Annotated in this window: 23 protein-coding genes; 19 read left to right on the top strand and 4 right to left on the bottom strand. The window is 60.9% G+C overall.

The window, feature by feature from the left end:
* The first annotated feature begins 19 nt into the window (after positions 1-19).
* The 5 genes from NK8_RS43900 to NK8_RS36850 all read left to right on the top strand — a co-directional run bounded on the left by NK8_RS43900 (position 20) and on the right by NK8_RS36850 (position 3772).
* On the top strand, positions 20-289 hold the full coding sequence (locus NK8_RS43900) for an SDR family oxidoreductase (RefSeq protein WP_367657845.1): 270 nt from the start codon (positions 20-22) through the stop codon (positions 287-289).
* Positions 290-544: 255 nt separating this feature from the next.
* Complete coding sequence (locus NK8_RS36865; RefSeq protein ID WP_213233541.1) at positions 545-1450, top strand: LysR family transcriptional regulator; 906 nt, start codon at positions 545-547, stop codon at positions 1448-1450.
* A 211-nt stretch (positions 1451-1661) separates the two neighbouring features.
* Entirely contained in the window at positions 1662-2639 is a 978-nt protein-coding gene (locus tag NK8_RS36860; RefSeq protein ID WP_213233540.1) for a zinc-dependent alcohol dehydrogenase family protein, read from the top strand.
* Positions 2640-2761: 122 nt separating this feature from the next.
* On the top strand, positions 2762-3091 hold the full coding sequence (locus tag NK8_RS36855) for a YciI family protein (RefSeq protein ID WP_213233539.1): 330 nt from the start codon (positions 2762-2764) through the stop codon (positions 3089-3091).
* A 369-nt stretch (positions 3092-3460) separates the two neighbouring features.
* The gene (locus tag NK8_RS36850) at positions 3461-3772 is read left to right on the top strand and encodes a hypothetical protein (RefSeq protein ID WP_213233538.1); all 312 of its coding nucleotides are present in this window, start codon (positions 3461-3463) and stop codon (positions 3770-3772) included.
* 278 nt (positions 3773-4050) lie between these two features.
* Here the strand turns inward: NK8_RS36850 and NK8_RS36845 are convergent, their stop codons facing one another.
* Entirely contained in the window at positions 4051-4449 is a 399-nt protein-coding gene (locus tag NK8_RS36845) for a helix-turn-helix domain-containing protein (protein WP_213233537.1), read from the bottom strand.
* 101 nt (positions 4450-4550) lie between these two features.
* On the opposite strand from NK8_RS36845, the gene NK8_RS36840 reads away from it, so the two are divergent.
* From NK8_RS36840 to NK8_RS36825, 4 genes are all read left to right on the top strand, one after another.
* A complete protein-coding gene (locus tag NK8_RS36840) occupies positions 4551-5477 on the top strand; it encodes an NmrA/HSCARG family protein (protein ID WP_213233536.1) in 927 nt (308 codons plus the stop codon).
* A gap of 45 nt (positions 5478-5522) precedes the next feature.
* Positions 5523-6497: a hypothetical protein gene (locus NK8_RS36835; protein WP_213233535.1), complete on the top strand. Its 975-nt coding sequence runs from the start codon at positions 5523-5525 to the stop codon at positions 6495-6497.
* Positions 6498-7066: 569 nt separating this feature from the next.
* Positions 7067-7924 (top strand): oxidoreductase, encoded by an 858-nt coding sequence (locus tag NK8_RS36830; RefSeq protein WP_213233534.1) that lies wholly within the window; start codon positions 7067-7069, stop codon positions 7922-7924.
* A 102-nt stretch (positions 7925-8026) separates the two neighbouring features.
* Positions 8027-9049 carry an LLM class flavin-dependent oxidoreductase gene (locus NK8_RS36825; protein ID WP_213233533.1) on the top strand — a complete coding sequence of 341 codons (1023 nt, stop codon included), beginning with the start codon at positions 8027-8029 and terminating at the stop codon, positions 9047-9049.
* A gap of 15 nt (positions 9050-9064) precedes the next feature.
* Here the strand turns inward: NK8_RS36825 and NK8_RS36820 are convergent, their stop codons facing one another.
* Positions 9065-9976, bottom strand: a complete 912-nt coding sequence (locus NK8_RS36820; RefSeq protein WP_213233532.1) for a LysR family transcriptional regulator — start codon at positions 9974-9976, stop codon at positions 9065-9067.
* Positions 9977-10097: 121 nt separating this feature from the next.
* Between NK8_RS36820 and NK8_RS36815 the strand changes: the two genes are divergently transcribed.
* The 3 genes from NK8_RS36815 to NK8_RS36805 all read left to right on the top strand — a co-directional run bounded on the left by NK8_RS36815 (position 10098) and on the right by NK8_RS36805 (position 13043).
* Positions 10098-10829, top strand: a complete 732-nt coding sequence (locus tag NK8_RS36815; RefSeq protein WP_213233531.1) for an SDR family oxidoreductase — start codon at positions 10098-10100, stop codon at positions 10827-10829.
* Between the two features lie 111 nt (positions 10830-10940).
* A complete protein-coding gene (locus tag NK8_RS36810; protein ID WP_213233530.1) occupies positions 10941-12134 on the top strand; it encodes an MFS transporter in 1194 nt (397 codons plus the stop codon).
* 48 nt (positions 12135-12182) lie between these two features.
* Positions 12183-13043, top strand: a complete 861-nt coding sequence (locus tag NK8_RS36805; protein WP_225936570.1) for a haloacid dehalogenase type II — start codon at positions 12183-12185, stop codon at positions 13041-13043.
* Between the two features lie 222 nt (positions 13044-13265).
* Here the strand turns inward: NK8_RS36805 and NK8_RS36800 are convergent, their stop codons facing one another.
* Complete coding sequence (locus tag NK8_RS36800) at positions 13266-14162, bottom strand: LysR family transcriptional regulator (RefSeq protein WP_213233529.1); 897 nt, start codon at positions 14160-14162, stop codon at positions 13266-13268.
* A 107-nt stretch (positions 14163-14269) separates the two neighbouring features.
* Between NK8_RS36800 and NK8_RS36795 the strand changes: the two genes are divergently transcribed.
* Both NK8_RS36795 and NK8_RS36790 read left to right on the top strand, forming a co-directional pair.
* Positions 14270-14977 carry an SDR family NAD(P)-dependent oxidoreductase gene (locus NK8_RS36795; RefSeq protein WP_213233528.1) on the top strand — a complete coding sequence of 236 codons (708 nt, stop codon included), beginning with the start codon at positions 14270-14272 and terminating at the stop codon, positions 14975-14977.
* A gap of 624 nt (positions 14978-15601) precedes the next feature.
* On the top strand, positions 15602-16312 hold the full coding sequence (locus tag NK8_RS36790; protein WP_213233527.1) for an IclR family transcriptional regulator: 711 nt from the start codon (positions 15602-15604) through the stop codon (positions 16310-16312).
* Positions 16313-16343: 31 nt separating this feature from the next.
* Here NK8_RS36790 and NK8_RS36785 read toward each other — a convergent pair whose 3' ends face one another.
* Positions 16344-17057 (bottom strand): IclR family transcriptional regulator, encoded by a 714-nt coding sequence (locus NK8_RS36785; RefSeq protein WP_213233526.1) that lies wholly within the window; start codon positions 17055-17057, stop codon positions 16344-16346.
* A 199-nt stretch (positions 17058-17256) separates the two neighbouring features.
* On the opposite strand from NK8_RS36785, the gene NK8_RS36780 reads away from it, so the two are divergent.
* The 5 genes from NK8_RS36780 to NK8_RS36760 all read left to right on the top strand — a co-directional run bounded on the left by NK8_RS36780 (position 17257) and on the right by NK8_RS36760 (position 22490).
* Complete coding sequence (locus NK8_RS36780; protein WP_213233525.1) at positions 17257-17949, top strand: RraA family protein; 693 nt, start codon at positions 17257-17259, stop codon at positions 17947-17949.
* Positions 17949-18893: an NAD(P)-dependent oxidoreductase gene (locus NK8_RS36775; protein WP_213233524.1), complete on the top strand. Its 945-nt coding sequence runs from the start codon at positions 17949-17951 to the stop codon at positions 18891-18893. Before NK8_RS36780 ends, NK8_RS36775 begins: the two co-directional genes overlap by 1 nt.
* Positions 18894-18913: 20 nt before the next feature.
* Positions 18914-19840: an SMP-30/gluconolactonase/LRE family protein gene (locus NK8_RS36770; RefSeq protein WP_213233523.1), complete on the top strand. Its 927-nt coding sequence runs from the start codon at positions 18914-18916 to the stop codon at positions 19838-19840.
* Between the two features lie 114 nt (positions 19841-19954).
* Entirely contained in the window at positions 19955-21286 is a 1332-nt protein-coding gene (locus NK8_RS36765; RefSeq protein WP_225936643.1) for an MFS transporter, read from the top strand.
* Between the two features lie 52 nt (positions 21287-21338).
* Entirely contained in the window at positions 21339-22490 is a 1152-nt protein-coding gene (locus NK8_RS36760; RefSeq protein WP_213233521.1) for a porin, read from the top strand.
* The last annotated feature ends 1 nt before the right edge of the window (position 22491 follow it).

The following is a 22491-nucleotide window of genomic DNA, read 5'->3' as shown; positions in this document are numbered from 1 at the left end:
GCCGCCAGTAAGGCCAGCGCTGCGCTCCTTCGTCCGTACCTGGGCGTCCAACCTGAAAGATCGCGGCATTCGGGTCAATCTGATCAGCCCGGGCCTGACGGAGACGGCCGCGCTGGCAAACGCATCGAATACGACGCGCGATGGCCTGGTGGCGCTGATCCTGCGCGGCCGTCTGGGTCAACCGGACGAGGTCGCCATAGCGGTCCTCTTTTTGGCGTCTAGCGACTCCGCCCTCGTCAACGCGAGGGAGTTTCTGCTTTTCGCGGATGGTGGTTACGCCCAGGTGTAAGCACTGTGCCGTGCAAGGACATATTACGTGCTGATCCAGGTTCACCTCCGTCACGGTCTCGCCGAGGATGTGACTGAAACTGCCGGAGTCGCCGGACACGACGACATCTGGGCCAGCAGGCGGTTCTTACAGAATCGCGTTGTTTCGTGAGTTTGCCTTGCCAGTCGATGCTCAGCGCGCTGTAGAGTTTGCGGGGCGACGGGCGCATGTCGTCATTCCGCTCTGCCACAACCCATCCTGGAGGATCGACAGCAAATGGACCGGATTGAAGTGATGCGCATGTTCATCCGGGTGGCTGACTCCGGCAATTTCTCAAAAGTTGCGCGTGCGACGGGCGTTAGCCAACCGACGGTCAGCAAGCTCATTGCCGGACTGGAAGCTCGGTTGGGTGTGCAATTGCTGCGACGGACCTCACGCGGTTTGAGTCTGACCGATGCCGGCCAAGATTTCTACGACTCCGCAACCGCCATTGTGGAAAACGTGGATGAGGTCGAGGCGAGAGTGGGCAACAAAGAGGCGTCACCGTCTGGCTTGGTCAGGGTCGCGCTTTCACCTGCGTTCGGCCGGATGGAGATCGTGCCCCATCTACCCGAATTCTTTGCTCGCTACCCAGATGTCAGTGTGGAATTCGATGTTTCCCAGCGCTACGTCAATCTTGTCGAAGAAGCGCTGGATGTGGCGATCCGCGTCGGCCCGTTGAGCGATTCGGCATTGCTGGCGCGGCGCATTGGCAGCATGACATACCTTACGACAGCTGCGCCTTCTTACCTCGAGCGGGCAGGCGTGCCTCGCACGCTAGACGACCTGAAAAGTCACGACTGCATTGCATTCATGTCGCGCGACGCAGCCCGCCCATGGGAGTTTGTCGGACCCGAAGGTCCAGTCGAATTCATTCCGCAAGGGCCTGTGCGCAGCAATGACGCTGAATATCTGCTCGCGGCCGTGCTGGCTGGCCTTGGCATTGGACACAACGCAGGGTGGCTGTATGCACGAGCCGTCGCCGACGGGCGTCTCGTGCCTTTGCTGGCTGAATTTGCGCCGCCTCCGTTCCCGATTCATGCCGTCTGGTCGGGTAGCCGCCGGCTGGCAGGGAAGACGCGGGCGTTCATCGACTTTCTGGCCGACCTGTTTGCCGACAATCCTCTTCTAAAAGTTCGCTAGACGCATTCGAAGACTTATTCACGCTTGGCATAGCACGTATGCCAAGCCCTCGCCTTCCCGGCGCACTGGGCGAGGCCTATCTTTCGTCTCAAGGCGCCACGTAAGAATCTGGTGCCATTGAACCGACGGAAGGTATGGCAGCTCACGCTAAAACCTTCCCGAATCATGCGAACAAAGAGGCTTGTGCATCTTCTCTCCAGGAAGACTTGTCATGCGTGCAATCGAACTTACTGCTTTCGGCGACCCGGTCACGAATCTCCGTGTTGCTGAACTGCCTGAACCACTGGCACCCGGTGCCAATGAAGTCCTGATCGGTATGGAATTCGCTCCGGTCAACTTCAATGACCTTTTGCTGATTCGCGGGACCTTTCCCCAACGTCCGGCTCTGCCGAGCCCTGTCGGCAACGAAGGTGCCGGGAAGGTTCTGGCCGTCGGCGCGGGCGTGACGCATCTGACAGTCGGTGATCGAGTCGTGCCGCCGCTCTACAGCGCTACGTGGCGCGAACGGATGGTCGTAGCCGCTGACGAACTGTTCCCGCTGCCAGCAGAAGTGGATGCGAAGCAGGCCGCTATGTTGCGCATCAATCCGCCCACAGCCGCACTTCTGCTCAGCGAACATGGTGGACTTAAGGCTGGCGACTGGGTCATCCAGAATGCAGCGAGTTCCGGCGTCGGACTCTCTGTCATCGCGTTTGCGAAGGCTCGCGGATTCAAGACGATCAACCTCGTTCGACGCGTCGAGGCGATTGCTGAAGTGAAGACAGCGGGCGGCGACATTGTGCTTCTCGACAACAACGAAGTTGTCGAGTCGATCTCAGATCTGACCCAGAGCGGCAAGATACATCTGGCGATTGATGGTGTTAGCGGCGAGTCAACGGTCCGTCTACTGCAAGGTCTTTCTCAAGGCGGCGCACTCGATTCGTACGCATTCTCGGGCGGTGAGGTGTCGATTCACACAGATCTACGTCCTCTCCTGCGTAAAGCGGTGAGCCTTCACGCGTTTTATCAGGCGCGTCCCCAGTACGATAGCCAGATGCCCACGCTGCTGCGCGAATCGGCTGAATTCGTGCGTGCAGGCAAGCTGAAACAGCCTGTTGCCGCTATCTATCCGATGTCGCGAATTTCGGAAGCGGCCCAACACGCTATTCGCGGCGGCAAGGTGTTACTCGATCTCCAGTCCGCGGATTGATCTGGCGATCTCGTGGCGTAACCGAACCCGCTCACGCATATCTCACGAGCATCGCAGTGCGGTGCTTGTTTTCAGGAAACCAACCGGTTTACTGAAACAGACTTTCCAAGGGAGTAGCAATCATGGTTGACGAAAACGGTCCTCATTATTTTGTAGCTTTCCAGACGCCGGGACCGAAATGGATTCAGGGCGTGAAATACAACGAGCAACCCGACTTCATGACGCACGTCGCGTACATGATCGAAATGCAGGAGAAGGGACTCACGGTATTGAGTGGCCCGTTCATGGAAAAGGCTGGTGGCCTCGCCGGCGTCCTGGCTGATGGTGGGATGACAATCTTCAAGGCTGCCGATCTGGCAGAAGCGCAAAAGATCGCGACGGACGATCCGACCGTTAAGTCAGGCTTGCTGAACGTCGAAGTCAAGATGTTTTGGGTTCCTTTTCATACTTAACGCAATTGCATATCAGTGTCATGCCGCCGGGGGCAACTATAATGCCGGACGCTGAGGTCAAGGCGTTCATTGCGAGCCGGGGTGTCGAATCGCAAAACGATAACCTCATGCGGCCGTGGCAAGTTGTTGCACCCTGAACACCAGCTCTGGCCCAGAGACCGGCGTTTGTGGCTACGCGAATGGCTGTTCTGCTTTCAGGACAGCCCTCGCTCTCGTATCAATCGAAGGGCTGGACCGGGTCTCGGCAAGGCCCGGCCACATCCGGCGGCACGGGGCCAGTAGCTGACTTCCCTTCGCCAAGTTCCGGGTAGGACCGCCGTGGCATCAACCTTGCGGTAATTTGGGGAAAAACATGTCAGGGCGCAAGGGATGAAAGCAACAATTTGGGGACATACACGGCTGCCGGACGGGCATCAAGAGATTCATCGCTTTGCTTTCGAACTACACGACGGAAGCACCGCTCCGCCCGTTCGCGAGTCTATTTCTTTGCGCACCGCTCGTGTTGTCGTCGCACATCTACACGATGGCAACGCATTAATCCAGATGTTCCGAGCCATCGTGAATAGCGAGCCGACGGACTACGATCACTTGGTCGGACAGACCTTTGAGGATGATTTCATCGAAAATGGTCCGAGCGATCGCATCGATGAGTCGCAGGAATGGCAAAACGCCAATCGTTGACGCCCTGACATTGACGAAATTCGGACCGCGGGCGCTTGTCGGCCAACAAGCGACCTTGCTGATAGCGGAACTGAGACGTTCAAGCGTCCCTTGTTCGTTTGACAGGGGACATCGAAAGCACAAGGGTGGAGGCGTTCCATCGGCCAACACTGTCGTGCGTTGCATTCCGCTGATCATCGTTGAGGTTTGAGTTGCGGTGGCCTGCCCAAACCGTGGACGGTGCACGTAGGGCACTCCAACTGAAATGGTTAGCATGCCACACCCAAAACATGCCGTTGCTACTTCGCGTCGAAGGCGCGCCGGGATTCCTCGATGCTGGGCCAGTTTTCTCTGATCCATGAGGTGAAACCTTCCAGAGCCGGTAGCATGCTCGCGCCCATCGTAGTCAGTTCGTACTCGACACGCGGCGGCACTTCCGGGAAATAGTGGCGAACCAGCAAACCGTCGCGCTCCAGATTGCGCAAGGTAATGGTCAGCATCCGTTGAGTGATGCCTTCAATCCCCTTCTTCAACTCCGAGAAACGAAGGCGATAGCCGTGGGCGACCGCAAGGTGCGACACGACGAGAATGGTCCACTTGTCGCCCAGGCGCGCAAGAACGCTATGTGGAGCACACGGCGTGAAGCGCGGACCCTGCTCCGTCGCCTCGTAGGAACGCCCATGAATTGATCGCTTCAACAGTATCACCCTTGTGCCTGACGCTGGAAAATGTGCCGTCTTCCCGACGGTACAACGAAGGTATAGATTAGTAACTATAGTAAAACCAAGAGTACTAATCCATGTCTGAAAACACGTTTCCAATTTTAGTTTTTGGTGCAACAGGACAGCAAGGTGGTTCGGTTGCTTCGGCGCTCATCAATGCGGGTCGGCCTGTTAGGGCACTCGTTAGGGATCCGAGCTCGTTGAAATCGAGTGAACTACGTAGGGCGGGGGTTGAGCTGGTTCCGGGCGATCTGCGCGACACGCCGTCGATTCGTGCGGCGATGAAGGGGATCTATGGTGTATTCAGCGTCCAGCCAAGTTCCGGCCAAGGCGCAATGTACGGTGTGAGCGATGAGGATGAGGTACGGTATGGCACAGAGATCGCCAACCTCGCCGTCGAAAGCGGGGTTCAACACCTTGTCTATTCGTCGACCAGCGCCGTAGGCGATGAACCGACAGGAATGGGACATTTCGACTCAAAGGCCCGCATTGAGGCACATATACGCGCGCTGCCGATAACTGCAACGGTCATCCGGCCGGCAGCTTTCATGGAAATGCTGTTGATGCCGGGCTTCGGGCTGGATCAGGGTCGCTTCAACTTCTTCGTCAGGCCGAACCAGACGATGCAGCTCGTGGCAGTCCAGGATATCGGTAGGATTGTCGCTGCGATCTTCGGCGATGCGGCGCGCTTCGGAGGCGCCACCATCGAGTTAGCCAGCGACACGATCACTGGCCGTGACCTGGGATCTTTGTTCACGGAAGCGGCAGGACGACCCATCACCTATGCGAGGTTCCCGGACGACGTGTTAGCCGCCAGCCCCTTCCTGAGAAGATTGACTGACCTCGCTGATGCTGGACGACTTACTGGGAATGCCGATCTCGAAGCGCTGCGTGAGATCAACCCCGGCCTGCTGTCCTTCCGATCCTGGCTGGCTGGAGGCGGCCGCAAAGCGTTCTTGGAAGCGCTCGGGAAATCGGGCGACTGGAGCTATGACCACGATTGAGGAGTCGGCTATGGCTGCCCGAGATACGCCCTTACCCTCCTGAGGGTGGACGAGCGAGGCAGGTGTCCGATCTCGCGGGAACGGTTCACCCTCGGAAAGGACATCGACGCCAAGACGGCGGCGGGCGCGTCGTTCAGCCTCATCGCCCCGAGCGACGCGGCGCCATTTGCCGGGCAATTCGATGGCTTCGGCCATGTCGTCAGCAATCTGACCATCCATGTGCCGGGCCTGTCGTACGCCCAGTATGCAGGGCTCTTCGGTGTCGTTGGAACGAGCGGCGTCGTACGGAACCTCGGGGTTGCGAATGCCGAGGTGGAGGGCGGGAATGGCGGCAGTTACGGGGCGCTCGCGGGCCGAAACGATGGGGTCATCGCCTATGCATGGTCAACCGGTTTAGTGGGATCAGGCGTGCCATTCGGCGGCGCCGTGGGCGGCGGTCTCGTCGGCTGGAACAATGGCACGATCGAACGGTCGTGGAGCGGCGCAACGGTCGGCGGCAATGGCTCCTATGGCGGCCTCGTCGAAAAAAACGACGGTCGAATCGTGCAGTCCTACGCGACCGGCTCGATTAACGTCGGAGGCTCGCACACGAGCGGCGGCGGTTTGGTCGCTAGAAACACCGGGGTGATTCAACAATCATATGGCACCGGTCGCGTCCACTCCTTGATCGGAGACGGCGCACTCGTCGATTACAACGCCAGCACGGGCGTCATCGAAGAGTCGTTTGCCGTGGGGTGGTCGAGCGATCGACCGACGCCCGATACCAACGGGGCCATCGCTAACCTTAACTCGGGGACGATCCGCAACGACGCGTACTGGAACAAGGAGACGACGAATCACCTGAACGCGGTGCATGTCGGCGAGGGCGGCACGGCACCGCCCGCGACGAACGGACTGACCACTGCGCAGATGAGCAATCCGGCGAGCTTCGTGTCGTGGAGCTTCGGGGCTTCAGGCGTCTGGGCGATGCCGGCGGGCGCGACGTATCCCATGTTGCGGTGGCAACTGACGGCGCATTGAGAATCCTTTGCGTCCCGAGACGTGGCCTCATTTAGCGACCGCACTTATTCAGGATGCGACCTTCGGCCGGACAAGCGCCGAGCGGCAGAAGAGGGTCCGGATGCGGCTGTCGGCTCTCCGAACTCACCGCCGGAAAGCGGCCATTGATTTTCGTTGCCGGAAAGCAGCCAGTCGCCAACGCACAATGCCGACCCACTCCGGTCAGACGGCCGTCTCCAAAGCGGTCAGTCAGTCGAATCGAGCCTTTGCGAACTGGAGCGACATAAAGCGGCCGTTGGCGACCTCTCCTGATCGGCCAAGAAGGGACGCCCGCTGCGGCAAACTGAATGGCCGTTGTCGCCGCCATGCCGGACACCGCATTTAGCAAACGCGTGATATGTCACTTCTGTTGACGTTCGCGCCGGCTGACGTTCGAAGATGCGGGCGCGATGCGTCTCCTTTCGTTCGCACGATTTTTGCAAACACGAAAAAGTCATTCCAGCCATCTCCATCTAATCAAAAGTTCCGATCACGCCGACACTTTTCTCCAGCAGTTCGTTTCGAATCCATCACGAACCAAGGAGAAGGACATGTACGAAATCACGAAACAGCAGTTCAAGCGGGTGTGGTTCATCACCGGTGCGTCGCGCGGTCTGGGCGCACTGATCGCGAAAGCCGCTCTCGATGACGGCAACGCTGTCGTCGCCACCGGCCGGAACGCCGCCACGATCGCCGAACGGCTGGGAGAGTCGCCCGCGTTGCTCACCGTTGCACTCGACGTGACAGAGGAGGCACAGGCCAGGGCGGCCGTCGAAACCGCGGTCGAAAGGTTTGGCCGCATCGATGTACTGGTCAACAACGCAGGCTTCGGTTTGCTCGCGGCCGTTGAAGAATCGAGCGATGCCGAGGTTCGCCGCATCTACGAGACCAACGTGTTCGGCCTGCTCAACGTCACACGTGCCGTGCTGCCGGTGATGCGAAAGCAGCGTGCGGGTCATGTGATCAACACGTCGTCCATCGTCGGTTATCAGGCGGCGGCAGGCGTCGGTGTGTACAGCTCGACTAAGTTCGCCGTCGAAGGTATCACCGAAGCATTGCACGCCGAACTCAAGCCGCTTGGCATTCGCGCAACCATGATCGAGCCTGGGTTTTTCCGCACGGACTTTCTGGATGCATCGTCGCTGGTCGTCGGCAAGACGATCATTAGCGACTATGAAGACACGTCGGGCAAACTGCGGCACCTCGCTGTCGAGATCAATCACAATCAGCCAGGCGATCCCGCAAAACTGGCAACCGCGATGATCAGGCTCGTCGATGCGGAGACGCCGCCGCTGCGTTTGCCGCTCGGCACGGACACGCTCAAGGCGCTCGCGGCAAAAAACGCGTACGTGACTGCCGAAACGGAAACCTGGAAGGCGCTTTCAGCGTCCACTGATTTCCCCTCCTGATCCGCAAAGAAAGAATGGGCAGACAGCGCGCGTGCCGGCGGCGTCTGCCCGACTCGGGCAAGATACGCTCATCGTCTTCTCACGCTTGCGCCCAGCGCTGACATGAAAAAAATCGGTTTTCTATCGTTTGGCCATTGGTCTTCGTCGTCGCATTCGCTTGCGCGTTCTGCTGCCGACGTCCTGCTGCAATCCATCGACCTCGCGGTCGCCGCCGAGCAACTCGGCGCAGATGGCGCGTTTTTTCGCGTGCACCATTTCGCGCGCCAACTCGCGTCGCCATTTCCGTTGCTGGCCGCTGTCGGTGCGAGAACAAGTCGCATTGAAATTGGCACTGCCGTCATCGACATGAGGTACGAGAATCCGCTGTACATGGCCGAAGACGCGGGCGCGGCCGACCTCATCGCCGGTGGGCGGCTGCAACTCGGCATCAGCCGCGGCTCGGGCGAACAGGTGATCAACGGGTGGCGCTATTTCGGCTATGCGCCGGGCGAGGGCGAGACGCACGTCGATCTTGCCCGTCGACACACGGAAGTGTTCTACGAAGTGCTGCGCGGCGAAGGTTTCGCTGAGCCAAATCCACGGCCAATGTTTGCCAACCCGCCGGGCCTCCTACGCGTCGAGCCCCATTCCGAAGGGTTGCGCGATCGCATCTGGTGGGGCTCGGGATCGGATGCCACCGCGGTATGGGCAGCCGGGATGGGCATGAACCTGCAATGCTCGACACTGAAGAACGACGAGTCGGGCCGTCCGCTCCATGTCCAGCAGGCGGAGCAGATTCGTGCTTACCGGCAGGCGTGGAAGGAAGCCGGCCACGCGCGCGAACCGCGCGTGTCGGTGAGTCGCAGCATCTTCGCGGTGATGAACGATCGCGACCGCCTGTACTTTGGACGCGATGCGAACAGCGACGATACGATCGGACTGCTGGACGGCAACATCCGGACAATCTTCGGCCGCAATTATGCGGCAGAGCCCGACGCGCTCGTCAGGCAACTCGCAGCGGACGAGGCCATTGCGGAAGCCGACACGCTACTGTTGACCGTACCGAATCAACTCGGCGTGGAGTACTGCGCACACGTGATCGAATCGATCCTCACGCACGTCGCTCCCGCGCTCGGCTGGCGCTAGTGCGACGGCCCAACTTCAGCGCAACGGAAGCCAAAGCGGTCCCTTCCACGCTTTCAGCGCATCGAGAAATGCTTTCAACCTCGACGGCATGAAGCGCCGCGTCGGATAAACGGCGTGGACGAACAGCTCCGGTGACGACCAGTCGGGTAGCACACGCACCAGTTCTCCGCTGGCGATATGCGGGTCGCAGTAGCTCGATGGAAGCAGCGCGATGCCGTGCCCGCGCAGCGCGAATGCATGGACTATGTGAAAGTCGCGCGCGGCAACGGGCCCGCTCACGTGTACCCTGGCCGCCTTGCGGCCGTTCGCGAGGTGCCATTCCGTCTCGTTGTTGCGCGCGTTGATCAGCACGCAGGGATGCTGGCTGAGCTCCTCGGGCCGCGATGGAAGGGAATGGTTTCGTGCATAGTCGGCCGAGACGACGAGCTGCCGCACGCTCCTTCCTACTCGCTGCGCAACGAGGCTTGAGTCCTGCAATTCACCAAAACGAATCGCAACGTCGACGTTTTCGGCGATCAGGTCGATAAACGCGTTCGTGAAGTACAGATCCACCCGGATCTGCGGATAGTCATTCAAGAATGCCGACAGGAAGGCGTAAAACGGTTCCTGTTCGAGCATCACAGGACCGGAGATGCGTAGCACGCCCTCCGGCGTCTTCTGCGTCTGGGTGATCACGCGCTCGGCGTCATACAGATGACCTAGCGGCTCGCTGCATTGATCGAAGTAGGCGCGCCCCTGTCCAGTCAGGCTCAGCTTGCGCGTCGTGCGCTGCAACAGGGTTACGCCGAGCCTTTCCTCGAGCGCGCTCACCTTGCGGCTGACGGTCGAGACAGGCATGCCGAGCGCGCGCGCAGCGCGGCTGAAGCTCCCGAACTGCGCTACCCGCACAAAGACGGCGATGTCGTTCAGGTCGGCGAGTTCGGTCATCGACACCTCCGTGACGATCTTTGCAAGAGTGGAAAAGACATTCTATACATTCCAGTCTAATCAAAAGTGCCCGTCGGGACGAGACTTCTCTTCACGCAGTTCAACTTCCTGGAGAGAAATCATGGCAAACAAAGTCGTCGTCATTACCGGTGCTTCCAGCGGAATCGGTGAAGCCACCGCCAAACTTCTTGCCTCCAAAGGCGCCACTGTCGCTCTCGCCGCCCGGCGCATAGAAAGGCTGCAACGCGTTGCCGCGGAAATCCTGGCGAAAGGCGGGCGAGTCTCGATCCATCAGGTGGACGTGACGGATCAGGAGCAAGTCAACCGCCTGATCAGCGACGTCGTATCGCAACATGGCCGCCTCGACGTCATGGTGAATAACGCTGGCCTGATGGCGATCGCACCCCTGTCATTGCGCAAGACCGACGAGTGGGACCGGATGATCGACATCAACATCAAGGGCCTCCTGTACGGAGTCGCCGCGGCGCTGCCGGTATTCGAAAAACAGCAGTCGGGCCATTTCGTCAATATCGCGTCGGTCGTGGGCCTGAAGGTCTTCAGCCCCGGAGGCACGGTTTATTCGGGAACGAAGTTCGCCGTGCGCGCGATTTCTGAGGGTGTGCGTCACGAAGTGGGCGGCAACATCCGCACGACCGTCATATCACCGGGTGCGATCGACACAGAACTGAAGTTCGGTTCGGGCCACGACGACAGCCGCAATTTTGTCGTCGACTTCTACAAGATGGCGATCCCCGCCGACGCGATTGCGCAAGCCATCGCCTACGCGATCGAGCAGCCCAGCTCGGTCGACGTCAACGAAATCGTGATTCGCCCCACCGTTCAGGACTTCTGAAGCGTGACGCCGCGGTAGCTGAGCGCCGGGCGGGACAGAGGGCTTCTTCCGGCCCGTCCGCGTGCCAGTCACCGCGAAGCCAGCGCGAATGACTTCATTGAGGAGTTCATCATGCCCGCAGCAGTGTTTTCCCTCGCTTTCGCCGCGTTCGCAATCGGAACGACGGAGTTCGTTATCGTCGGCTTGTTGCCCGACATTGGAAGGGCGTTCGGCATCTCCGTGTCGACGGCCGGTTTGCTGGTGAGTTTCTACGCGCTGGCCATTACGGTCGGCACGCCTGTTGTCTCGGCCATGACGGCGCGCTTGCCGCGCCGCGCATTGCTGCTCGCGCTGATGGCGTTCTTTACGCTATGCAATCTGGCGGCCGGACTTTCGACAGCCTTCCCAGCACTGCTCGTGATCCGGATCGTGATGGCGGTCGCGCACGGTGTGTTCTTCGGCCTCGGGACAACCGTTGCCACGTCGCTGGTGCCGCCGGATAAGTCAGGCAGGGCCGTGGCGATCATGGTCAGCGGCCTGACGGTCGCGATGGTGACTGGCGTCCCTGGCGGAACGTGGCTCGGCGATCTGATGAGCTGGCGGCTGCCGTTCCTGGCAGTGGCCGCCATGGGCGCGCTGGCGACTATCGGCCTCTGGCGGCTTCTGCCCGCGCTGGCCGCTCCGCGTAGTGCTGGGACCGTGCTCTCGCAGCTCGCTCTGCTGAAAAGCCGTGCATTGATGCCGCTCTATGCGATCGCTGCACTAGGCATGGGAGCGACGTTCGCGGTGTTCACGTACCTGTCGCCGCTGTTGATTCATACCACGGGGTTCCGGAGCGAAGGCGTAACCGTCGGGCTGATGGTGTTCGGACTCGGTTCCGTGGCGGGGACGATCGGCGGAGGACGCCTGTCCGACCGATATGGCCCGAAGCTCAGCATGAACTTCGCGCTGGCCGGCATCGCCGCGTCGGTCGCCGCGCTCTGGCTCACCGCACAGCATCCCGTGATGGTGATGGTCAACCTGTTTGTGTGGGGTGCGTTCGCCTTCGCCGTTCCTCCCATCATGCAGGCGGCCGTCGTGCTAGTGGCTCGACGCGTGGCGCCCGAGGCGGTCGGTACGGCGGCGGGGCTCAACGTCGCCGCGTTTAACCTTGGCATTTCTGGCGGATCCTTCCTCGGCGGGCTGACACTGGCAGGCGTCAACGTCCTCACGACGGTGTACGCCGGGGTGGCGTTGGCGGTGTTGGGAATCGCAGTTGTCGCGATGTATCGATGGTCGGAGCGTCCGGCTGCCGCGCCCGCCCGAAACGCGCTGGGACGGTGCTAAACACCAGCGCCCCACTCGACGACACCGAATCATGCAACGAGAAACATCATGAACCTATCGAAGCCTCAAGTACTGCAACCCGGACGACGGCGTTTCGTGCAGCTTCTCGCATCGCTGCCATTCGTTTCGGCCGCCGCACTCGCGCAAGGGCTGTCGCCCTCGCCTTCAGGAACCGCAATGACCACTGCACACGACACCATTCGACCCAAGGCCCTTGTCTTCGATATGCAAGGCACCGTCTTCAACTTCTACGATCCGATGATGCATGAACTCGCCCGCATCCCTGTAGTCGCGCCGCGACTTCAGGACTGGTCGACTTTTGCGGGACGGTGGAGTGCTGCGGCACATGACGCGATCGTCGAGATCGCCGCCGGGCGCAAGCCGTGGCAGCCCAACCGCGCTGTTTATGCCGAGGTGTTGCCTGCATTGCTTATGCATTACCCGCGCGGCAATGCGCTTTCCTACGATGACAAAAGCGGCTTGCTCGACGTCTGGGGGACGATGACACCATGGAGCGATACGCTGGCGGGACTAACATCGCTGCGAAAGGCGTTCGTGGTTGCAACGCTGACGAATGCGTCGATGGCGGGAATGATCGGCCTCGTCAAACGCGAAGGATTGCCCTTTGACGCGATCCTCACCGGCGAATTGGTGCACGCGTTCAAGCCTGATCCGCGTGTCTACCAGCTCGCGTCCGAGTATCTCGGCTTTGTACCGGGCGAGATCATGCTGGCGTCAGCCCACAAGTGGGACCTGATGGCGGCCAAGCGCAGCGGCCTGCTCACGGCATTTATTCCGCGTCCCTTTGAGAACGGTCGGGCGACCGAGGTCGATACCTTGCCGGAGCCATACATCGACGTAATCGCCTCCGATTTGCCGCAACTCGCGTCGCTCCTGGATCGAGGCTGAAAAGATTGGTCGGGCAAGGATCGCGAGCCTCGACGGGGCAGTTACACGGCCCACGAACGTCCGCTGTTGGTGGCGTTGCAGACATCGAGCGAGGTGGGGCAGATGACGGGAATGGGTCGTTCATCGGCAGTCGACTGCGCGTTGGCCAACGCCATATTCCTCCACATTATCGCTTCTTCCTCGTCGGTGTGCGGCGAGCTGCGGGTCGGACGCGCCTAGAACTTAAGCGTCGAAAAGTGTTTCGCTCTGCTTGAATGAATCGATAAGGTGCTGCATGACCGCGCGTATTGTCGGGACGTTTCGGTCCTGTCTGCGTATCAATAGCCACATATCTCGCGGCGGGGGCAACGGCCCCAGCGAGCACGGGCTCAGCCCAGGCAAGCTTCGGCCTAGATAATGAGGCAACAAGGCTAGGCCTGCACCGTCTCGCGCGGCGATCGCCTGCAAGATGTGATTCTCGGCGCGAAGTGAAACGCGCGAGCGCTGGAAATGCTGTGTCAGCCAGTTCGTGCCCGGCATGTCGGCGCTTTCCTCGTTGAAACTCACGAAAACCGGCACCTCCCCGCGTTCGGCTCGCTCGCACTGCGCTGGTGCGCCATAGAAGCCGAACGCCATGCGACCGAGTGGCTTTGCGATCAGGTCCGCGTCGACGAGGCGACCCACACGCACCGCAATATCGGCTTTGTGACGATCAAGACTGACGGAACGAAGGTTTGTCGCAAGATCAATGTCGATACCGGGATAGGACTCGGTAATCTGTGTGAGGCGTGCAAGGATGAAACCCTGACATAGCGCGGGCGGTGCATTTATGCGCACTAGGCCTCGAAGGATAGCGTCGCCATCGCTCGCCTGCGCATGCCCTATCGTCAGCGCCGCGGTTTCCATTTCCGCTGCAACCTGTAACGCGTGTGTTCCAGCCGGCGTCAGTGCGTAGCCCTCCGGCCGGCGCTCCACTAGCTTCTGACCGACGCTTTTCTCGAGAGACTGGACACGGCGGGCAATCGTCGCGTGATTGACCCGCAAGGCGCGGGCAGCGGCGGACAGGCTTCGATAGCGCCCCAGCGCCAGGAATATCCGCATGTCCTGCCAGTCGAGTTCTGTGCGTTTTTTATCAGTCATTGCGCGAGGATAGCGGCTCCTCTTTCCGAAAGTCCAGCGATAACCTGCTGTCCATACCACGGGATGCCAACGGCATCCAGGTTCACTCAACAGCCAGGAGAAACAGCATGAGCCAGAAAAAGGTAGCCATTGTCACCGGCGCTTCGCAGGGCATTGGCGAAGGCATCGTCAACGGTTTCCGCGCCCGGGGCTACGGCGTCGTCGCTACATCGCGCTCGATCCAGCCTTCAGCCGATCCTGACCTCGTGACCATCGCCGGCGACATCGGCGACCCCGACACGGGTAAGCGTCTGGTCGCGGCAGCTCTCGACAGCTTCGGCCGCATTGATACGTTGGTGAACAACGCCGGCATCTTCATCGGCAAGCCGTTCACCGAATATACCGAAGAGGATTACCGGCTCAAGGTGAAGACCAACCTCGACGGCTTTTTCTTTACCACGCAGCGAGTCATTCCAGTGATGCTCGAGCAGGGCAGTGGCCATGTCGTCCAGATTACGGCTTCGACGGCGGAATTCGCGAGCTCGCGCTCGCCCGCCTTCATCGCGATGCTGACGAAGGGCGGGATGAACGCCGCGACCAAGAGCATGGCGATCGAGTACGCCACGCGCGGGATCCGCGTGAACGCCGTGGCTCCGGGCGTTATCCGCACGCCGATGCACGATCCGAGCATGGTTGACAAGCTGGCCGCCTTCCATCCCATGAACAAGCTCGGCGAAGTCGAGGATATCGTTCGAGCGGTGCTATATCTCGAGGACGCCGCCTTTACAACCGGCGAGATCCTTCACGTCGACGGCGGTCTAATCGCCGGACGTTGACCATCCAAAGGGCGCCAAGGAGCGCCCCTCCGCGCCGGGAGGATGGTGTGCCGGTATGGAAGGATGCGGTGAGCAGCGAGGGCACTCGACCGGCTCTGGCTCGAGTCTGAAAAAGGAGGTGTATCGGTGCCGACAGTCATGAAGAGGCTTCAAAAATCCAACTACGGGCATAATCCCGTATAGGGGTGCAGCTGACCTGCGCCCGCGGTTCTTCCCGGCGGCCTTGCGCCGGCTCACGGCCAGGAGCCGCCAGTCGAGGCGTCTTTTCACTTCGAATGCCGGAAGTCTCGTCCGTCCCGCGCAATGGCCGGTTTCCGGCGAGCAGATTGACAGCGGTTTTGGCTCAAGCCGGCCAGTTTGCGACGTTCGCCCACCGCATCCCGACGACATCCGAAAGGCAGCTCCACCATCGTTACCTGTTGTTGGAGTGCCGACCACTACACCTATCGTTGCCGACGCACGTTCGATCTCAGCCGTTGCAGGCTACGAGGTCACATCGAGGCACACCGATCAATGTCGGGCGATAATGCCTAGCGCAGCTGGCGCTGCGAGGGGCGGGTTATTTTGTGATTGCGCGTCATCCATTGCGCGCGGCGGGAATCAAATAGACAGGCAGAGACGAACGTGAGCAACGACGGAGTAGCAGCGGTCGAGAAAGCACTCGCGTTACTCGATTGCTTTACCGAGGATAGGCATGCTTTCTCGCTCGCGGCGCTCGCAAAGGCGTCGGGGCAGCCCGTGACCACGACCTTGCGGCTGCTCAACTCACTTGAGCGGATGAACTACGTCATTCGGAGCGAGGCGGGTACGTACGAGTTGGGTCATCGCTTGCTCTATCTGGGGAAGCTCTTCGAGCGGTCGTTCCGGTTGGAGGCGGTTGTCGTACCCGTGCTAAAGGGACTTGCAAAGACAACAGGGGCAAGCGCCTCCTATTCGATTGCCGAAGAGGCTAGCTGGCGCTGCCTGTATCGAGTGGAGCCTGCTGAAGGCCTACGGTTGAGCCGTGCGTCTGGTCCAAGAGACTTTGACCAAACCGCGACCAGCGATGTCATCAGGCATTGGGGGAGCAGCGAGCCCGTCTTCGAGCAACCACCACGATTGCCGATTTTTAAATCAGGCTCGCGCGATGCGCACACGGCCGCTTTCGTGACGCCCGTATTCTCGGCTGGGAACAAATTTGCGGGCGCGTTGACGCTCTCCGGCGCTGCGTCCACGCTCGAAGCAGCCAATGTCACCGGCGAGTTTGTCGAGCCACAGCTTGCCGCCGCAGCAAACCTCTCGCGGGCACTCGGCGCGAGCCATGCGTTCTGCCAGAGTATCTACACGCCGCGATAAGCACATGGCCGGGATGTCCGGCCTCGCTGGTTTAGCGAATGGCGTAAATGAATTCGCAAAACGCGATACTCGCCCCGAGCTTCCGCGACAGGTCCGAGGCGGCGTTGAGTTGCAGCGCGATCAACTCGCCGGTCCTGTGGGCGGCATTGAGTCTCGATGCGGGCCCGGAGAGCGTGAGCGCGGCCATGAACTTGTCCGATGCCCCAAAGATCGGCGTTGCGAACGCGGCGGTATGTTCATCTCGCGCGCCGGAGGTAAAGAGCGGCAAGGAAGGTGCGCTTTCGTAAAGCGGTTCGCCCAATCCCCAGTATCTCAATACCTGACTGATGGCCGTGTCATCCAGAGGCAAGGATGTGCCCGCAAGTCGGGTCTCTCTCAGACCTTCCGACGGCTCCGCGCGGAAAAGGCAAAGGCGGTGCGTCTTGTCGATGACGTAATAAGACGCGCTTTCCTTCGTCAAGACGGCAAGTGAATGCAGGATCGGTTCGACGATCGTCGAGAGATGGAAAGACTGCTCGTACAGCTTTCCAAGATACAGAACCCGATGCCCCAGGGAATAAGCCCCTGCGTCGGACCGAACGACATATCCCATCCGTTCGAGCGAATTCATCAGCCGATAAACCGTCGTCTTGTGCATGCCCGACGCTTGCGCGAGCGCGGCCAATGAAAGCGACTCCACACCTGGTTTAAAGCAATCGAGCAGCGAGAGAGCCTTTTCGACCGCTGCCACACCTTCGTTTCCCACGTCTGTTCTCCCGTCGCTTGTCGCGTTGGCGCATTTTACACAGTAAAACGCGGCTGGCGAAGTTGTATATGGTACAACGAAGTTGCATATAGTAAAAGGGTTAACGCCGATGGTCGCATGTCGAAGTCGTGTTTAATATCATTTCGTCACGTACACTACAGTTGTACCAAGTACAACGTCAACCAGAGGTGAATTCCAGATGAGCACGACGTCCAACTCTTCCATCAATCGAGGTGTCGAGCGTGTGAGCCCCGAACTCGTCGAGGCCGCCGCCAAATTCCAAGCCGCGATCCTCGCCGATGTGGCGGGCCGCCGCGGCACGCTCAACGGCCGCGTGAAGCCGCTCGCGCCGACGATGAAGGTGGCGGGACCCGCCGTCACCGTCGAAGTGCGGCCGGGCGATAACCTGGCGATTCATGCGGCGCTCGCCGTGGCCAAGCCGGGCGACGTGATCGTGGTGGATGGAAAGGGCGACGTCGGCTGCGCCCTGATCGGCGAGATCATGGCGACTCAGGCACACGCCACAGGCATCGCGGGCTTCGTCATCGACGCCGCGGTGCGCGACTCGCACGAACTCGCGCAGGGCGAGTTTCCGGTGTTCTCGGCCGGCCTCAATCCGTGCGGACCGACCAAGAGCGTTGCAGGCCGCGTCAATTTTCCGATCTCGGTGGCGGGCGCCGGCGTCAATCCGGGCGATCTCATCGTCGGCGACGCTGATGGCGTCGTCGTGATTCCGAAGGACGATGTCGCACGTATCGTCGAACTCGCGCAGAAGAAGCTCGACGCGGAAACCGCCCGTATCGCGGCGATCCGCAAAGGCGACACGCGTGCCGGCTGGCTCGAGAAGGAACTCCGCGCGGCGGGCATGCTCGCGGACGGCGAGGTGCTGTAATGGCTGCGAATTCTGCAAAGCCCGTGCTGCTGGTGACGGCAGCGGACCTCGCTCCTCAAGCGCTCGCGATGCTCGACGATTTTGAAATCGTGTTCGCCGGCAAGCAGCCGACGGAAGACGACGTCGTCGCGCTGTGCGCACAGCACAAGCCGGTTGCCATCATCGTTCGGTACGGGAAGGTGAATGCCCGCATCATGGATGCGGCCGAAAACCTCCAAGTCATCTCCAAGCACGGCAGCGGCATCGACGTGATCGATCAGGAAGCCGCCGCAGCACGCGGCATCGCGGTTCGCGCGGCTGCCGGAGCCAACGCCGCGGCCGTGGCCGAGCACGCGTGGGCGCTGATCCTGGCATGCGCGAAATCGGTTCCTCAACTCAATGTACGCATGCGCGCGGGTCATTGGGACAAGTCGACACACAAGTCCTTCGAACTCGAAGGACGCACGCTCGGACTCGTCGGGCTGGGCGCCATCGGCCGTCGCGTCGCGAAGGCTGGTCTTGCGCTCGGCATGCAGGTTCAGGCGTTCGACCCGTTCGCGAAGGAGGCACCCGAGGGCGTGAAGCTCGTGTCTCTCGAAGAAATCTATTCCAGCTCAGACATCGTTTCGCTGCATTGCCCGCTCACCGCGGAGAACCGCGCAATGCTCAACCGCGACACGCTAAGCCGATTCAAGCGCGGGGCGATTCTGGTCAACACGGCGCGCGGCGGTCTCATCGACGAAGAAGCCTTGATCGAAGCGCTCGCGAGCGGTCAGTTGCGCGCAGCGGGTCTCGATAGCTTCGCCGTCGAGCCGATGACGACGCACCCGTTCCAGTCGGTTTCCAACGTCATCCTTTCGCCGCATATCGGCGGAGTGAGCGATGCCGCGTACGTGAACATGGGCAAGGGCGCGGCGGCGAATGTCCTGGCCGTGGTCGCGGAAAACGCGCGCAACGTGGCCTGATCCGGCAAGAGAGGTCAAGCATGTTCTATCTCACATCGCCCGAAGTCCGCACCGCCGAAGTCTTCACGCGCATGCCGCCGAAGTTCCGTCTGCCGGATGTTCAAACGGAATGGGCGCGCGCGAACCGAGGCGGCGCGTCTACGGACTCCTTCCTCGAAGGACCCGTCTGGGATCCGGCCGGCTTTCTGTTCGTGACCGATATCCCGCACGGTCGCATCTTCAGGATTTCGCTGGCGGGCGAGTGGGAACTCGTCGCGAAGTACGACGGCGAGCCGAACGGAATGAAGCGTTTCGACGATGCCCACCTGCTTATCACGGACTATCGCAACGGGCTGATGCTGCTCGACATCGCGCGCGGCGAGGTTCGTCCCTACCTCGAGCGGCGCAATACGGAGCGCTTCCGGGGCGTGAACGACCTGACCTTCGACTCCGCCGGAAATCTCTACTTCACGGATCAGGGACAGACGGGGCTGCACGACCCGACCGGCCGCGTTTATCGGCTCGCCGCGGACGGCAAGCTGGACGTGCTGCTCGGCAATTGCCCGAGTCCCAATGGACTGGTGTTGTCGCCCGACGAGAAAGTGCTGTTCGTCGGCATGACGCGTGGCAATTGCGTGTGGCGCGTCCCGCTGCAGGCCGATGGTTCCGTGAGCAAGGTCGGCCAGTTCTTTACGTCGTACGGACCGAGCGGCCCGGACGGACTGACCGTCGATATCGATGGACGCATCCTGGTCGCCAACCCTGGGCTTGGCCGCGTGTGGGTGCTGAATCGTCGCGCCGAACCGGTCGAGATTCTGACGAGCCCCGAGGGCGCTTCGCTCACGAATCTCTGTTACGGCGGCGCCGACATGAAGACGCTTTTCATGACCGAATCGGTATCCGGAACGATCCTGCGAGCCGACATGACGGCCGCCGGCCCACTGCCCAAGCGAGCGAAGCAGGACTAGCCCGCGCGCTCGATTCATCCAAGCCACGACAGAAACACGTCGCGCCGAAAAGAGCGCGATGGAGGAGCACACATGAACATGTCGCAAAGCGTGAACGGCGCACAGACTTCGCCGATGACCGACGCGAAGCCGGTCCAGAGCATCAGCAGCGACGAGTACGCCGCGAGCGAGCGCACCTTGGCGAAAGTCTTTCGCCGGATACTGCCTTTTATCTTTGCGTGCTACGTCATCAGCTACCTCGACAGAACGAACGTCGGGTTCGCTGCATTGACCATGAACAAAGACCTCGGTTTGACGGCCGAGCAGTTCGGGTTCGGCGCGGGCATGTTCTTCATCGGGTATTTCCTGTTCGAGATCCCCAGCAATCTCATCATGCAGAAGGTCGGTGCGCGCATCTGGATCGCCCGCATCATGATTTCGTGGGGAATCCTGTCGATGGCGACGGCGTTCGTCGTCGGTCCGAAGAGCTTCGCGGCGGCACGCTTTCTCCTCGGGCTGGCAGAGGCCGGTTTTACACCCGGCATCTATCTGTATTTCACGCACTGGTTCCCGGGAAAGTGGCGCGCCAAAGTGACGGCAGCTTTTCTCGTCGGCATTCCGGTGGCCAATATCATCGGCTCGCCCATTTCAGGCGCACTGCTGCAACTGGGCGGCATGCATGGGCTGCGTAGCTGGCAATGGCTGCTGCTGATCGAAGGCTTGCCCGCGGTCCTTCTTGGCGTCGCGTGTCTGTTCGTGCTGGCTGACCGGCCGGAGAAGGCTAAATGGCTCTCCGACGACGAAAAGGCCGCGCTCGCCCGGAGGCTGCTGGCGGAGCAACGAGACATCGGCGCCAAGCACGGCAACACGCTGCGCGACGCGATGACCAACTGGCGCGTGTTCGTGCTCGCGTTCATCAACTTCTGCGGCATCGTCGGGTCGATCGGCGTCGGTCTGTGGATGCCGCAGATCATCAAGCAGTTCGGCGTCGAGCATTCGGTCGTCGGCTGGCTGACCGCGATTCCTTACGTCGCGGGCGCCGTGGTCATGCTGCTGTGGGCAAAAATCGCGGCCCGAGCGGCGAACCGAATTCCCTACGTTGCAGGCGCGCTGGTGGTTGCAGCAGCGGCCCTTTGCCTGAGCACATACGTTGATGGCGCCGTTCTCAAGCTGCTGTGCCTGTGCTTCACCGTGAGCGGAATCCTGTCGTTTCAAGCCACCTACTGGGCGATTCCGTCGGGCTTTCTTACGGGCCGGGCGGCGGCGGGAGGTCTCGCGTTGATCGTATCGGTCGGCAATCTCGGCGGCTTCGTCGGCCCGTCGATGATCGGTGCACTCAAACAGATGTCAGGCGGTTTCACCGTTCCGTTGTTCGTCATTGCGGCAGTGATGCTCGTCGGTGCGGCGACCATCGCATGGCTTGGCGATCCCGGCGCCAATGCAGGCGAGGCATCGGCGACGCATTAGAAAACACGCGCGTCGAACAAACAAAATCTATTACCCACTGTCTGGAGACACCATGTCTTTGAAGAAGGCTCCCAAGAAAGCCAACCTCAACACTCGCTTCTCGCTTGGCGCCGTCGCAGCGGCAAGTCTGGTATTCGGATCCAACCTGGCGCATGCGCAAAGCAGCGTGACGCTCTATGGCATTGCCGATGTCGGCGTCGAATTCCTCAACAACACGACGGCGGGAGGATCGCAGGTCAGGGAAGTGTCGGGCAATCTGTCCGGCTCACGCTGGGGCCTGAAAGGCGTCGAGGATCTGGGCGGCGGCATGAAGGCCATCTTCCAGTTGGAGAACGGTTTCAACATCAACGACGGCACGACCGCGCAATCGACGCGCGGCCTCGGCGCGAATCCGACGACGACCAGCCGGCTTTTCGGCCGCCAGGCATGGGTCGGGCTTTCCTACAAGGGCCAGCAACTGACGCTGGGTCGGCAGAACGCCCTTATCTATGAACAGTCGATCGTGTTCGACCCGATGGGCGTGTCGTCCCGCTACTCCGCGCTTTCGCTCGACTATGCGCTGGCCGCGCGCATCGACAATTCCGTTAAGTACACGGGAAAGTTTGGCCCAGTGACGGCCCAGGCGATGTACAGCACGCGCTATGACACAGGATACGGTGCCGAAGTGCCCGGCGCGCTCATCACCGGCCGGTTCTTCAGCGGCGCCCTGACGTATGCGAGCGGCCCGGTTGCCGCGACCGCCGTCTACGAGCAACGCAACAGCAACACAGTGGCGACCAACACGAGCACCGAACGCCGGGTGCTGGCCGCCGCCAACTACAACTTCGGGCCCGTGACGGCCTACGCCGGCTATCGCTATCTGCGTGCGTCGAATGCATTCTTGCCGACGAATCCCATCGCTGTGGCCAATGGCTCCGAAGCGAATGCCGCAAACCTGTACTGGCTCGGCGCGCAATATCTGATCACGCCGTCGTTCCAGCTGACGGCCGTCGGCTACTACCACGACGTCCATTCGACTGGCGCTGATCCGTGGCTCGCCGTACTGAACGCGGACTACTTCCTGTCGAAGCGTACGGACCTGTACGCGAGCGTCGCCTATGCGCACAACAAGGACAACTCGGCGCTCGGCGTGAACGGCTACGGCACGGTCGCAGCGGGCCACAACCAGACCGGCGTCACCGTCGGCCTTCGCCAGAAGTTCTGAC

This window comes from Caballeronia sp. NK8 (assembly GCF_018408855.1).
Classification (GTDB): Bacteria; Pseudomonadota; Gammaproteobacteria; order Burkholderiales; family Burkholderiaceae; genus Caballeronia.
This window is presented reverse-complemented; position numbering and strand designations above follow the sequence as displayed.

Coding starts and splice junctions, on each gene's coding strand:
- NK8_RS36830 (WP_213233534.1), top strand. CDS start 7,067: ATGTACGAAATCACGAAACAGCAGTTCAAGCGGGTGTGGTTCATCACC.
- NK8_RS36800 (WP_213233529.1), bottom strand. CDS start 14,162: ATGACTGATAAAAAACGCACAGAACTCGACTGGCAGGACATGCGGATA.
- NK8_RS36820 (WP_213233532.1), bottom strand. CDS start 9,976: ATGACCGAACTCGCCGACCTGAACGACATCGCCGTCTTTGTGCGGGTA.
- NK8_RS36865 (WP_213233541.1), top strand. CDS start 545: ATGGACCGGATTGAAGTGATGCGCATGTTCATCCGGGTGGCTGACTCC.
- NK8_RS36815 (WP_213233531.1), top strand. CDS start 10,098: ATGGCAAACAAAGTCGTCGTCATTACCGGTGCTTCCAGCGGAATCGGT.
- NK8_RS36780 (WP_213233525.1), top strand. CDS start 17,257: ATGAGCACGACGTCCAACTCTTCCATCAATCGAGGTGTCGAGCGTGTG.
- NK8_RS36855 (WP_213233539.1), top strand. CDS start 2,762: ATGGTTGACGAAAACGGTCCTCATTATTTTGTAGCTTTCCAGACGCCG.
- NK8_RS36850 (WP_213233538.1), top strand. CDS start 3,461: ATGAAAGCAACAATTTGGGGACATACACGGCTGCCGGACGGGCATCAA.
- NK8_RS36795 (WP_213233528.1), top strand. CDS start 14,270: ATGAGCCAGAAAAAGGTAGCCATTGTCACCGGCGCTTCGCAGGGCATT.
- NK8_RS36860 (WP_213233540.1), top strand. CDS start 1,662: ATGCGTGCAATCGAACTTACTGCTTTCGGCGACCCGGTCACGAATCTC.
- NK8_RS36775 (WP_213233524.1), top strand. CDS start 17,949: ATGGCTGCGAATTCTGCAAAGCCCGTGCTGCTGGTGACGGCAGCGGAC.
- NK8_RS36760 (WP_213233521.1), top strand. CDS start 21,339: ATGTCTTTGAAGAAGGCTCCCAAGAAAGCCAACCTCAACACTCGCTTC.
- NK8_RS36825 (WP_213233533.1), top strand. CDS start 8,027: ATGAAAAAAATCGGTTTTCTATCGTTTGGCCATTGGTCTTCGTCGTCG.
- NK8_RS36765 (WP_225936643.1), top strand. CDS start 19,955: ATGACCGACGCGAAGCCGGTCCAGAGCATCAGCAGCGACGAGTACGCC.
- NK8_RS36840 (WP_213233536.1), top strand. CDS start 4,551: ATGTCTGAAAACACGTTTCCAATTTTAGTTTTTGGTGCAACAGGACAG.
- NK8_RS36805 (WP_225936570.1), top strand. CDS start 12,183: ATGAACCTATCGAAGCCTCAAGTACTGCAACCCGGACGACGGCGTTTC.
- NK8_RS36810 (WP_213233530.1), top strand. CDS start 10,941: ATGCCCGCAGCAGTGTTTTCCCTCGCTTTCGCCGCGTTCGCAATCGGA.
- NK8_RS36770 (WP_213233523.1), top strand. CDS start 18,914: ATGTTCTATCTCACATCGCCCGAAGTCCGCACCGCCGAAGTCTTCACG.